This is a genomic window from Halopseudomonas pelagia CL-AP6 (assembly GCF_000410875.1).
GTDB lineage: Bacteria > Pseudomonadota > Gammaproteobacteria > Pseudomonadales > Pseudomonadaceae > Halopseudomonas > Halopseudomonas pelagia.
Genome location: NZ_AROI01000014.1, coordinates 18,659 through 29,760 on the forward strand (window position 1 = coordinate 18,659; position 11,102 = coordinate 29,760).

Sequence of the window (11,102 nt, forward strand, 5' to 3'; positions counted from 1 at the left end):
CTACGAATCGGGTGGCGGCAGGTTTTTCTATAGCTTCAACAGAACCAGATAGGGGTTGTTTGGTGGCGAAACGTCGAACAGGTGTCTCGGGGTAGTCAGCAAATAGCCATGCAGCCTCCGCGACTTGCGCGGGCCCCTCACCTCACACGTCCAGATGTTCAGACCATTGTCTTGCTTGCGGTGCAGTTGTAGTTTCTCGAAGCGCTTTTGTACCCACTGCCAGTCTGCTCCCTGATCCTGCTTGGCGAGTGCAGCAGTTTGTGGGTGCTCTTGTGCGTAGCGCTGAAACACACCCGGGCTGACCAGGAATGCCGTATTGGCCACGGTATGCACCAGAGCCTGGGAGTCGTTGATGATGAGCTTGCGGCTGTGGGTGCGCTGCCGCAGCCAAGCCATGAAGTGTTCGCCGGAAGGTGGTTCCCGTGAATTTCCGCTGCTCTTGGTGGGCGAAAGAGCGGATTCCGGCGGCGTTAAGTCGGTCTCTTGGGAAGGAGCGGGCAGCTCATCGGCGCAGGTTGCCGGCGATGGTTCAACCTTCGGTTCTTGCGGTGTCGGTTCGGCATCGGAGGTGCCGAGCAATGCCAGCAGGGTGTCGACGCTATCGGCAGCAGGAGCAGCAGGTGCGGCGTTCACTGCCAGTGAGGCGTTACTGCTATCGGTGGATGGTTCTGCAGGTGCATCGCTGGGCTCCACCTCTATCGTGACGGCACCGGTGAACGGCTCTGGCCGATCGCCTCCTTCCCAGATCAGGGCCGGGGCCAGCCGCAGCAGTGTGAATGTGTGCGACCAGCCGGCCTCGCTGATGATTGTCGCCCTCCAGATCGCTTTGCCATCCGGCGTGGGTTGCAGCATGCCGTGGTCCTGCAACACGTTGAACACGGCAGTGTTGTTGGCGGGGATGCCGTCGATGCCCTGGGCCAGCAGGTGGGCGCGCAGCTTGTCCGAGACCGTTTTGCTGACCAGCCACAGCGCATCCGCGGTCAGCCAACCGTCCGAAGCTCCAGGCTGGTTAAGTTTCAGTTCCTCTTTCAAGAGGTAGCGCAGGCCCTCGAGTAGTTTGCGCTGCAGGGCATGCTTGGGCGCCGTCATGGCCCGTGCCGGATCGCCGCCGAGTGCCTGGGCAACCGAGGCGCGGTCAGCCTGAATCACCAGCTCGCCGAGGACGCCGGCATGCTCGTACTGGCCGGCCAGGACATACAGCAGGGCAGACCAAAGTGGGGGATAGCTGCTGAGCCAGTCGAGAGTCCCGCGATCGAGCACCTGCCGGTAGAGCAGGCCTGTTGCGGCGCTGTGCAGCCGGTACTCGCGCTCCTGGTGATAGCGGAATCGGTAAGGCTGGGTCAGCGGGCCGTGCCAAGGGTGCCAATGGGTGCCGTCGGCATACTCGACATGAAGGTCGACAGCTACCTTGCCGATGTCATGCAGCAGTGCGGCGTAGGCGATGGCGGCGGTCCAGGCTTCTGCCTGCACGACCTGATCTTCGGGGGTGGTGCCGGTAGGCAGCAGATAGGACTGCCGCAGCTTGAGCGCATAGGCGACGATTTCCAGGCCGTGGTCCAGCATGCCGCCAGGGTAGGCGTGGTGGTGGCTCTCGGAGGCGGGGAACTGTTGGACCAGCTCCGCGTAGCGCTCCAAGGGGGCGAGGTACAGCGCGGTGAACTGCTTGTGTGAGAGCGAGGTGCGCTGCCAGATGTGTTCCAGCAGGCGTTGCCGGCGGTGTGTGGCCAGCAGTGAGGACGCCGACTGTGGCTGCGTCAGACCTGGGGCAGGTTCGCTGGCTGGAGTAGACGGCGCTCCGGTGGTTGGTGAGCCCCTTTTGTGCTGGAACAGCGAGAGCATGGCGAGTCCCTGTGATGGGGGGGGCGGGAGAGCCTTTTGGCCTTTTCGGGTAGGGCCTTTCCCCTTGGCCCCATTCCCTTGCCCCTTTCCAGCCCTTTGGCCTTTACGGAAGCCTTTCGGTATAGGGCGGCAGCTGCTGGAGAACCACAACCAATGCGGTTTGGCTCAAGTCGGATTGAGGTGGGAAGGCGACCTGTGGCGAATCTACGATGGCGCTTTCCTTTTCGAGCGAAGGAGGTGCCATGCTCAGTCAGGTTGACGAGGTAAGGATAAAACCTTACTTTGTAGGCATTGCTACCGGGAGAGCTACGATGCCTGAGATCCATGAAATCGCCACGCTGACCTCCAAGGGCCAGATTACGCTGCCCAAGCCCATCCGGCAGGTGCTGGGTGTGGAGACTGGCGCAAAGGTGGCTTTCGATCTGCGCGCAGGCGAAGTCATTGTGTCCCGAGCGGACGCTGAGCATGAAGACCCTGCGATCGGAGCCTTTCTGGGCCTGCTGGAAGCGGACATCCGGGCCGGCCGGCATGTCCAGGCGCTACCTGAGGATCTTGCGCGGGCTATGCTGGCGAGCGCGGGCCGGGCGGTGAATCTGGATGAGGACATCGAAGGCGACGTGGCGCTGTGATCCAGCGGCATGGCTGGACGTTGCTGTTTCACGAGGGTGTGATCGAGCAGTTGCGCAAGCTGCAGGCGGCCGCGGAACGGGCCGAGCGGAGCGACCCGCAAGGGTTCGAAGCCAATGCCAACGTGAAGTTGTTCCGGGCGCTGAGCCAGTTGATTATGGACGTCGTGCCGAGCGATCCCTCGCGCGACGAGTTCCGCCAGGGCAATACCCTGGGGCCGGCGTACCGCCACTGGCGGCGCGCGAAGATCGGACGGCGATTCCGTCTGTTTTTCCGCTACGACTCCAGGACGAAGGTGATCGTGTTCGCCTGGGTCAACGACGAGCAGACCCTGCGCTCGGCAGGCAGCAAATCCGATCCCTATGCGGTGTTCGAGAAGATGCTGGGGCGAGGCAATCCGCCCGATGACTGGAACGCATTGGTGACTGCGAGCCATCAGGATTGGAGCAAACTGGAGTAACCAGCCAACACATGTAGCAGGTGATGACGATGGACACGAAAGCCCGCATCAGCAACGCAGAACGCTTCGGCCGTCGGATCGGCGGGATGTGGCGGGGCTTCGTTTGTCGTGAACGTCAGGTCGCCGGCTGGCTGGTGGCGCGCGGCCTGTCCGCAGGTGCGGCGACGGCGCTGCTGTGGGGCGTGAAGCTGGCTGTTCTGGTCGTGCTGCTGTACGCCATGTTCTGGCTGGCTCTGTTGTTGGTAATCACCATAATTGCCGCCTGGGCTGCGCAACGTGGTGCTCTGGATGAAGAGTTCGAATGGCCGTTCACGGACCTGGATGAACTCAGGAAAACGCCAGGATACGATCCGGTGCTCTACAACGACGTTGCGCACCCCGACTACCCGGATGACAAAGACGACTGATCGTTCGATTATCTGAGTTTGCCCGACACCGCCCCAGGTCCTTTCCCTCCCGCATTTGCCGCGCCCTTTGCTCCATCTGACAGATTGTTCGCCATGATGCCGGCATGCACGCCGACCCAACCAAGGGCGCCTATCCAGAATGCTGGCAGTGCCAAGAACATTGTCGCCATCACAAAATTGACGATCATATCCCCGAAGGTGTTGTTGAGCCCGATCAGCGGATCGAAGTTCGCATGCGGGCGATTCGATCCCCAGCCCCACCCGTAAAGGGCATCCAGGATCGTCGAGTCGATCCAGCGCGCGAGCTGGAACCAGAAATCGACGAAAAACAGCGCGAACTGCACGATGCTGATCGTGACCACAGTCTTGAGGTCGTAGGTGCCGATCAGCAGCACCAGCGGGATACAGATCACCAGTGCCATCTTGAGCAGGGCCAGCACCATCGGCAGGGCCTGGCGCATGGCATCCATGGCCGGGAAGAACGCCATGGAGCCGATGGTCAGGCCGACGTCACTGACTGCGCGGGTGGCGACATTAGGGACGCTCATCTCGATCTGGCCGCCGTAGTCACTGTAGACCGCACCTTGATTCAGCTTCTGTTGCCTGGGCGATGCGATGGCGCGAATCACCGAGTCGTCGACCTGCTCCTGCGACAGGAAGCTGGCCCAGCCGCCGATGCGGCTCAGCAGGCTGGGATCTACCTGTTGCAACAGGCGGACGCGCAAGCCGTGGCTGTCAGACCACCATTGCCGGCAGGTCGGATAACCCGCGCCGCTGGGTACCTGCGCCAGGCCCGCATCGCGGTTGCTGTCGTAAGGCCAGCCCTCGCGCGGAGTCTTGGCGCGGTAGGTGTCGTAGTAGCCCGCCGTGTCGAGGAAGAAGCGCGAACCGATCCACGTCACGTCGTGCATCTGCTCCTCATCCAGCGCCGGGCGATTCATGAAGAGCCTGGCCCGCGCCGGTCCGTAGCAGTCATGGGTGAAATCGCTCACCTCCTGGGCCAGCAGCGGGTCGGCGATGCGCGTGGCGTCGACCGTCATGCGCATCTGCCGCAAGTCGGTGCCGCAAGGAATCGCTGCCACCGCCGCACCGGTGAGCGCGCGCGAGGCGGTGTGCATGAAGGCCCACCACACCGGCACCTTGGCCGACTGGTTGTTGAGGGTGCTGAAGGACTGCGACCAGCCGGTGGCCGATGGCAGTGGCACGTTGACCTGGCATTGCACCGAGCGGGTGCGATCGAACTGCAGGGTGTTGAAGCTGACGTCGATAAACGGCATGCCCGCGAACAGGATGACCACGATGGCGACGAAGATGCGGTTCTCGATGCGCACGGCCGACAGCGCGCCTTTGTTGCCTTCGTCGGCCCCTTCGGCGCGGGCCTTGAGCCACTCCTGAAGCACGATAGCGAGGAACGGGATGGCGAAGGCGCCGCTGGCGATCAGCACGGCCCAGATGCCGTTGTGAACGACCCAGCTCACCAGGGTCAGGTAGTACTCCAGGTAATCGGTGGTGTAGAGCGTCATCGCAGCCTCCGGTCATCCCGCCTGCAGATAAGAACTGAGTTCCAGCGCAGCCACCGCGACGACGGCGGCCAGTTCGGCCCGCAGCAGGCGCCTCTGAGTGCCGGCGTCCGGCTCGCGTGCCAGTACCCGGCGTCGCATCCAGAGCCAGCCATAGGCGGTGCCGGCATAGAGCAGCAGGCGCCAGGCCAGGAAATGCGTGCTGTGCGCCGTCAGCCAGGCTTGCCAACCGTCGATGCCGCCGGCCAGGCGGATGCCGATGACATTGGCGGCGACGGCGGCCAGCAGGACGAGGAGGGCGCCCAGCAGCACCAGGCCTGCGCGACGCAGCCGCAGCCCATTCATGGGGTGCCTCCGGTCTGGGCTGGGCGCTGCAACTGATCGAGCCGGTCGGGAATCGGGTCGCCCTCGTAGATGGCACGAGAGCCGGCGGAGCGTGCGCTGTGCCGCTGGATGATGGCGCTGGGCGAATTGCTGGCCAGCTCGCGGCGCAGCTCCAGCTCGGTTTTCAGGTTGTGGATCTCGCGGTCGAGCAGGTCGCTTTCCTGGGACACCGCTTTCTGCGCCAGGTCATTGGCCGCGACGTTCGGCTCCTTGCGCCCGGTCAGCAGCGTGCGCTGCAGCAGCAGGGCTTTTTCGAGCACGCTGGACAGCGCGATTTCCGAGGCCAGGCGTCGCGCCAGAATGTCTTGATCGGGCTCGTCGCGCAGTGCCTCGATCACGCCGCGGGTGATGGGCAGATAGGCACTGCCGGCCGCCTGCAGGTTGTCGAGGCTCAGGGGACGGCTGCCGCTGATCAGCGCCTGCAGCGCTTCGAGCTTGCTTTCGTATTCCTCCTGGATCAACGGGGTGAGACCCACGCCCGGCGTGGTCATGGTTTTGCTGCAGGTTTCGCAGGTGCGCTGCTCCTGCTCGCCCAGCACCCGCACGGCCCAGGCCGCGGCATCCGCCGGCGAGCTCCAGGCCTGGCAGGTCAGGTTGCCGCCACACTGGACAGGATCGATCGAACTGGCATCCTCGACATCGCGCCCGTTGACCAGGTTGTAGCCGGCGCGGGTCACGTCGCTGATGACACGAATCGGGTCCTGTCCCGAGCCGCCGGCATTGCGTCCACCGACCCAGGTCACGCCGTCGTTGCCGCGGCTGGTTTCGGTCTGCTCGATGGCGGATACGGCGTCGCTACTGGTGACGGCTTGGGTGAGCACCATACCGTCGGCAAGCTGGCTCCAGCCCACCTGGCCGCCCGCCACGTCGGCCATCTTCTCGGCCATGGCGCGACAGGTCAGCTTGGAGCGGTCGAAGTCCAGGCGCGCCTGCAGCACGCCGTTGGTGAGCAGGTTGTACAGCCCGGGATCGGCCCGCTGGATGATCAGCGCCGGCAATGAAGCGACCGCGGCGGTGGCGTTCTGGATCACCGACGACATGATGGTCTGAAAGCCGTTGGTCAGGCCGTTCAACTGATTCTGGATGGTGGTGGAGATCGACATATCGCCGCACATCAGGTTGCTGTTCCAGCCAGCGCCGACGCCGATGGAGCGCATGTTGGATGCAGGCGTCATCGACACGGCGCGACCGCCGCCGATCGAATACAGCACGTCGTCACCGATCACGGAGCCTTGGTGTTGCGCGCCATACTGATTGACGCTGGTCTGGGCGGATGCGTAGGCGCAGGCCAGTACCAAGGCGGCCAGCAGGAAGGGGCGCAGGCGGGAGCAGGGCGAGGACGCGGGACGGGTCGTCATGGCCGGCCTCAGTCGAAATCGACGCTGCCCAAAAACACCTGGCCTTCGCGTTTGCAGCAGCTGTAGGGCCGCCACAGCGCCCAGGCGTAGTCGCCCTGCTGTGCCTGTACGCGGGCGTCGCTGTGCGGGAAGACCGCGCAGGTGCGGGAGAGCGTCGGCGTCAGCTCCTGCCATTTGCCCGTCTGCGGGGCGCTTTCGCGCAACGCGCCGGCTGGCCAGTAGCCGTCCTTGGCGTTAGCGAGCAGCGGCTGGTAGACGTGGAGCTGGCCGCGGCGGGTGACGATATCGCCGGCGCGCTGGGCCACTACGGCCCCCGCTAGGTAGTCGTCGCTCTGGTGCAGAAAACCGCCGCGAGGATAGACGTTGCCCCAGAGGTTGCGGGCGGTGCGGGTGCCGATCTCGCGCTCACCGGGCGTTAGCGCCTCCGGGTAGAGCATCTCGGGGATGTTGTAGCGCCACGCGAGGGTGTCGAGGGTGCTCAACAGGTAAGGCATGAAGGCGGTGCCAGCTCCTTCGCAGCTATAGCTAAAGCGGGAGGCGAACTGGCTGAACACATAGCCACCGGGATGACCGATCACGTCGGCGTTCTTGAACTTGGCCAGGTTGTTTTCGTGGTCGTGGTTGGCCGTGCCGTCGCCGCCGGCCTGCGCCGTGGCGTTAGGCGGGCTCATTGGGCGCACCTCCTGCCAGGGATTGGCGCCGGTGTTGGCATAGCTGGACACCACCGCGTCCGGCACGAAGTGGCGCACCTTGACCGAGGTCTCCACTGAGCAGCCGAAACTGGTGCAGCGCAGCCAGAAGCAGATGCCGACCACGCGGTATTCCAGGCAGTCCGATGAGAGCGTTGAGGCGGCAATGGTCGCGGTGGTGAGCGCGAACGACGGTACTGCCGTCGTCAGCAAGATGGTGGCGATGCCGGCGCGCAGGCGGGAAGAACGCATCATGGCTGCGCCCTTCGGTGCGCTTCGATCAGCGCAACCGCCTTGGCGACGTCCGGCTCGCCATAAACCACATAACGGTGATCGACGATCACCGCCGGAATCGTTGTCACGCCGAGGCTCCAGGCATCGACTACCCCCTGATAGGCCTCGCCTAAGCGTTGTTGCAGTTCGAGCCCTCCGCTTTTCAGCCGCTGTTGCACCAGGGCGGCGCCGCGCGAGGGATCGGCAGGTAAATGCGCCCCCAGCTCGGCCTGGAGGCGTGCGGGGTGGTCCAGCTCGATCAGCCGAGTGCCGCTGGCGGCTTGCACCGGGTGCCGGCTATCGGTGACGACCAGGATGTCAGCGGCCTGCGCCAGGGTGCCGAGCAACGCGGCGCACAGCGCTGCGGTATGTGGGCACTGGCGCAATGGAAGCAGGCAGGGACGTTTGGCTGGCATGTCGAAGGACCCTGAGGTGGACTGTGCGGACAGTTGACTCGCTGGCCGGGATTGCTACGACAAACAAACGGGAATCGCGGCGCGCCGATTTAATCGCGAGCCGGCGCGTCCACGTGGACGGCCGGCTCTGGGCGGGTGAGGGAGGGGGCGTTGCACGGCAACGAAGGACTAAAGTAGGGCATGCTCTGCGAACGAGAACGGCTGACCTTTGCCGATGATGAAGTGATCCAGCAAGCGAACGTCCACGCACTCCAGTGCACTTTTCAGGCGCTGGGTCAGGCGCTCATCCGAGGATGAGGGTTCTGAGCAACCCGAGGGGTGTTGGTGAGCGATGACCAGGGCCGCAGCGTTGTGGGCAAGTGCCCGCTGAACGACTACGCGGGGATGGACTTGAGCGGCATCGATGGTGCCTCTGAACAGCGTTTCACAGGCGATGACCTGATGTTTGGACGTCAGAAAGACAGCGGCGAACACTTCGCTGGATTCCGGCATCAGTTTCAGGCGCAGATAGTCGCTGGTGACCTGTGGGTCCGACATCTGCGGTCCATCGACGAATAGTCGGCGCTCCAGTATGGCAATGGCTTGCGCGATGATGCGGTTCTCGTACGCGAGGGCCGATGCAGAGCAGGGTTCTGCTGGGGCGTCGAGACGGGCTAGGGATGTGAGCATGGCATAGACCTCCGTGGGAGAGTTCGGAGGTACGCCCGTGGAGGGCTTTGCTCCGAGGACGATAGGGATGGTGTTGAGATGAGCTGGGCATCCACCACCGTGTTGGCGGTGGCTGTTCGCACGGGGATGCGAGGCGAACGGGGCGGGTCAGCGCGGCAATGCGGCGCCGTAGCCTTGCAGACCCTGGCTACCGACTTGCCGCATCAGTCGAACGCAGTGCGGCGAGGCGCACGACAAAGAATCGGAAACCGGCGTGTCCGATTTTTCCTGGGTCGCCGGCAACGGCGATCAGCATCATGAGCAGTGAGGTTCCATCAGGCGACAGCGTTTCAGCGAAGCCTGTGCTCGCCTCTCAATATCAGGGCAGCCGCCGACCGATAGGGAGCGGTTAACTTGCATATTGTTAGATTTTTAGCAAGAATATCTAACAAACCGGAGGTTGATATGAGTACAGCCCAGGCCATTCGAGAACGCATCGCGGCACAGCCTGCCGGTGAGCCCTTTACCCCAGCCCTGTTCGCAGGGGTGGGCTCGCGCGCGGCCGTCGACCAGACACTGATGCGCCTAACCAAGGTTGGCCATATCGAGCGTATCGGCCATGGCCTGTATAGCGTGCCCAAGGTGGGGCGCTTCGGCATCAAAGCCATGCCGGCTCCGGAGAAGGTGGCGCAAGCGCTTGCCGCGAGTGAGGGGGCGACCATCGAGGTGCATGGCGCCGAGGCTGCGCGGCGCTTTGGACTTTCGACACAGGTACCGGCGCAGCCGGTGTTCTACACCACGGGTTCGTCGCGCACGGTGCGCTTGGGCAAGATGGTTGTGCGCCTGCAGCACGTGGCTCCGCGCAAGCTGGTGCTGGCTGGGCGCGCTGCCGGGCAGGCGCTGTCCGCGCTGTGGTACCTGGGGCGGCATCAGGTGACCCCCGCGACCTTCCAGCGTATCGCCGAGAGGCTATCGGGCAGCGAGTTCGAGGCGCTGCGCCAGGCGAAGGCGGTGATGCCGGCCTGGATGGTGGCGGCGCTGAGCAGCTATGAGCGGGGCGAGGTCGCGCATGGCTGAGGGTAGCGAGCGCTATTTCGATCTTTCCCTGGCGGAGCAGGCCGAGCTGTTGCACGGCTTGGCCCCGGTGCTGGGGCGTCGGGCTGAAATCCTGGAGAAGGACATCTGGTTGTGCCAGGTGTTGGGGGTTCTGTTCAGCCTGCCGTGCCGCAAGCCGATGGCGTTCAAGGGCGGCACGTCGCTGTCCAAGGTCTATCAGGCCGTCGAGCGTTTCTCCGAGGATATCGATGTCACCGTCGATTACCGCAGCCTGGTGGATGACGTGCCGGAACTGGCGACCCTCGGCAGCAACCAGCGCCGGCGCTTGTCCGACCAGCTCAAGGCCGCGTTGGCGCAGCATGTGACCGGGGAACTGGTGCCGGCGCTGCGCGAGTCCCTGGCTCAGGCGCTGCCAGGGAGGGAGATCAGTATTGAGGTCAGTGAGGATGCGGAAAAGCTCTGGCTCTACTACCCGAGCGCGGTGGACAACACGGATGCCTACCTGCGCCCCAGCGTGCTGATCGAGTTTGGCGGCCGCAATGCGACCCTGCCGCAGGACAGGCTGACCATCGTGCCGGACGTGGCCACGCATGTGCCGGAGCTGGCATTTCCTAGTGCGGAGGTTGTCGTGCTGTCGCCCATGCGTACGTTCTGGGAGAAGACGACGCTGATCCATGTCGAGTGCCACCGCCCGCAGATGCGCGCAGGTGCCGAGCGGCTGTCGCGGCACTGGTACGACCTGGCGCGCCTGGCGGATCATGACGTCGGTCGTCAGGCCGTGCCCGACACCGAGCTGCTGCGCGATGTGCTGAACATCAAGGAGACCTTCTACCGCAGTGGCCACAGCCACTACGACCGGTGCGCGGCCGGTGGGCTGCGGCTCGTGCCGGAGGCGACGCTGCTCGGCGCGCTGCGCGATGACTATCAGGCGATGCTGGCCGCGCAGATGTTCTACGGCGAGACGCTGCCCTTCGAACGCATCATCGAGCGCCTGGCTGCGCTGGAGCAGCAGATCAACCAAGGGCGCTGAGGCGCGCCTCAACTCAGATGATTGTGGATGAGCTGGTGCTGTGCGGCAGGCAGCGCCGGCATCGAGCAGGCCATGAGCGCCTGGCGGTCACCGTTGGGCTACACCAGCTGCGCGCACATGCCGTCGAGTTGCAACAGCACCTCGCGAAAATGGCGCACCTGCGGCGTATCGCTTTCCGTATTCAGGACACGCAGGCTGGTGACGGAGCGATCCGTGACCCACAGCCATTCCCGCGCGGCTTGTGCCGCAACGGCCTGGCCGGCCCGGTGTTGGATCTCGACGAGATAGCCCTGCGGCGAGGTAAACAGACGCAGGATGTCGTAGGGCAGCGGCATATCGAGGGGACGGGTTCCGGAGAAGTACCCGATTCTGCCAGAGATGGGCTGTTTGTTCAT

13 protein-coding genes are annotated in these 11,102 nt (G+C 64.3%); 5 read left to right on the forward strand and 8 right to left on the reverse strand.

What is annotated here, in order from left to right; all coding sequences use genetic code 11:
- Positions 1-27: 27 nt before the first annotated feature.
- Positions 28-1,839, reverse strand: a complete 1,812-nt coding sequence (mobH, locus tag K787_RS0111640; RefSeq protein ID WP_028614874.1) for a MobH family relaxase — start codon at positions 1,837-1,839, stop codon at positions 28-30.
- Positions 1,840-2,150: 311 nt separating this feature from the next.
- Here mobH and K787_RS0111645 point away from each other — a divergent pair, with 311 nt between their 5' ends.
- From K787_RS0111645 to K787_RS0111655, 3 genes are read left to right on the forward strand one after another with little or no spacing between them, the layout of a single operon-like run.
- Positions 2,151-2,468: a type II toxin-antitoxin system PrlF family antitoxin gene (locus K787_RS0111645; protein ID WP_022962981.1), complete on the forward strand. Its 318-nt coding sequence runs from the start codon at positions 2,151-2,153 to the stop codon at positions 2,466-2,468.
- A complete protein-coding gene (locus K787_RS0111650; RefSeq protein ID WP_028614875.1) occupies positions 2,468-2,926 on the forward strand; it encodes a type II toxin-antitoxin system YhaV family toxin in 459 nt (152 codons plus the stop codon). Before K787_RS0111645 ends, K787_RS0111650 begins: the two co-directional genes overlap by 1 nt.
- A gap of 29 nt (positions 2,927-2,955) precedes the next feature.
- Positions 2,956-3,333, forward strand: a complete 378-nt coding sequence (locus K787_RS0111655; RefSeq protein WP_022962983.1) for a DUF3742 family protein — start codon at positions 2,956-2,958, stop codon at positions 3,331-3,333.
- Between the two features lie 8 nt (positions 3,334-3,341).
- On the opposite strand, the gene K787_RS0111660 is transcribed toward K787_RS0111655, so the two are convergent.
- The 6 genes from K787_RS0111660 to radC all read right to left on the reverse strand — a co-directional run bounded on the left by K787_RS0111660 (position 3,342) and on the right by radC (position 8,642).
- Positions 3,342-4,856, reverse strand: coding sequence for a conjugal transfer protein TraG N-terminal domain-containing protein (locus K787_RS0111660; RefSeq protein ID WP_022962984.1), 1,515 nt, complete (start codon positions 4,854-4,856; stop codon positions 3,342-3,344).
- 12 nt (positions 4,857-4,868) lie between these two features.
- Positions 4,869-5,198, reverse strand: coding sequence for a hypothetical protein (locus tag K787_RS0111665; RefSeq protein ID WP_022962985.1), 330 nt, complete (start codon positions 5,196-5,198; stop codon positions 4,869-4,871).
- Positions 5,195-6,595, reverse strand: coding sequence for an integrating conjugative element protein (locus K787_RS0111670; protein ID WP_022962986.1), 1,401 nt, complete (start codon positions 6,593-6,595; stop codon positions 5,195-5,197). Before K787_RS0111670 ends, K787_RS0111665 begins: the two co-directional genes overlap by 4 nt.
- 8 nt (positions 6,596-6,603) lie before the next feature.
- Positions 6,604-7,539, reverse strand: coding sequence for a TIGR03756 family integrating conjugative element protein (locus K787_RS0111675; protein ID WP_022962987.1), 936 nt, complete (start codon positions 7,537-7,539; stop codon positions 6,604-6,606).
- Positions 7,536-7,973: a TIGR03757 family integrating conjugative element protein gene (locus K787_RS0111680; protein WP_022962988.1), complete on the reverse strand. Its 438-nt coding sequence runs from the start codon at positions 7,971-7,973 to the stop codon at positions 7,536-7,538. Before K787_RS0111680 ends, K787_RS0111675 begins: the two co-directional genes overlap by 4 nt.
- A gap of 168 nt (positions 7,974-8,141) precedes the next feature.
- Positions 8,142-8,642 carry a RadC family protein gene (gene radC, locus K787_RS0111685; RefSeq protein ID WP_022962989.1) on the reverse strand — a complete coding sequence of 167 codons (501 nt, stop codon included), beginning with the start codon at positions 8,640-8,642 and terminating at the stop codon, positions 8,142-8,144.
- Between the two features lie 393 nt (positions 8,643-9,035).
- Between radC and K787_RS0111690 the strand changes: the two genes are divergently transcribed.
- Complete coding sequence (locus K787_RS0111690; protein WP_235801930.1) at positions 9,036-9,698, forward strand: DUF6088 family protein; 663 nt, start codon at positions 9,036-9,038, stop codon at positions 9,696-9,698.
- Positions 9,691-10,707 carry a nucleotidyl transferase AbiEii/AbiGii toxin family protein gene (locus tag K787_RS0111695; protein WP_022962991.1) on the forward strand — a complete coding sequence of 339 codons (1,017 nt, stop codon included), beginning with the start codon at positions 9,691-9,693 and terminating at the stop codon, positions 10,705-10,707. The genes K787_RS0111690 and K787_RS0111695 overlap by 8 nt, the downstream gene beginning before the upstream one ends.
- Before the next feature lie 98 nt (positions 10,708-10,805).
- Here K787_RS0111695 and K787_RS22955 read toward each other — a convergent pair whose 3' ends face one another.
- Positions 10,806-11,102, reverse strand: a complete 297-nt coding sequence (locus K787_RS22955; RefSeq protein ID WP_022962992.1) for a hypothetical protein — start codon at positions 11,100-11,102, stop codon at positions 10,806-10,808.

What these genes read in the sequence shown, in the direction of transcription:
- K787_RS0111660 (WP_022962984.1), bottom strand. Translation starts at nt 4,856, where the DNA reads ATGACGCTCTACACCACCGATTACCTGGAGTACTACCTGACCCTGGTG.
- K787_RS0111655 (WP_022962983.1), top strand. Translation starts at nt 2,956, where the DNA reads ATGGACACGAAAGCCCGCATCAGCAACGCAGAACGCTTCGGCCGTCGG.
- mobH (WP_028614874.1), bottom strand. Translation starts at nt 1,839, where the DNA reads ATGCTCTCGCTGTTCCAGCACAAAAGGGGCTCACCAACCACCGGAGCG.
- K787_RS0111670 (WP_022962986.1), bottom strand. Translation starts at nt 6,595, where the DNA reads ATGACGACCCGTCCCGCGTCCTCGCCCTGCTCCCGCCTGCGCCCCTTC.
- K787_RS0111645 (WP_022962981.1), top strand. Translation starts at nt 2,151, where the DNA reads ATGCCTGAGATCCATGAAATCGCCACGCTGACCTCCAAGGGCCAGATT.
- K787_RS0111665 (WP_022962985.1), bottom strand. Translation starts at nt 5,198, where the DNA reads ATGAATGGGCTGCGGCTGCGTCGCGCAGGCCTGGTGCTGCTGGGCGCC.
- K787_RS0111675 (WP_022962987.1), bottom strand. Translation starts at nt 7,539, where the DNA reads ATGATGCGTTCTTCCCGCCTGCGCGCCGGCATCGCCACCATCTTGCTG.
- K787_RS0111695 (WP_022962991.1), top strand. Translation starts at nt 9,691, where the DNA reads ATGGCTGAGGGTAGCGAGCGCTATTTCGATCTTTCCCTGGCGGAGCAG.
- radC (WP_022962989.1), bottom strand. Translation starts at nt 8,642, where the DNA reads ATGCTCACATCCCTAGCCCGTCTCGACGCCCCAGCAGAACCCTGCTCT.
- K787_RS22955 (WP_022962992.1), bottom strand. Translation starts at nt 11,102, where the DNA reads ATGAACAAACAGCCCATCTCTGGCAGAATCGGGTACTTCTCCGGAACC.
- K787_RS0111680 (WP_022962988.1), bottom strand. Translation starts at nt 7,973, where the DNA reads ATGCCAGCCAAACGTCCCTGCCTGCTTCCATTGCGCCAGTGCCCACAT.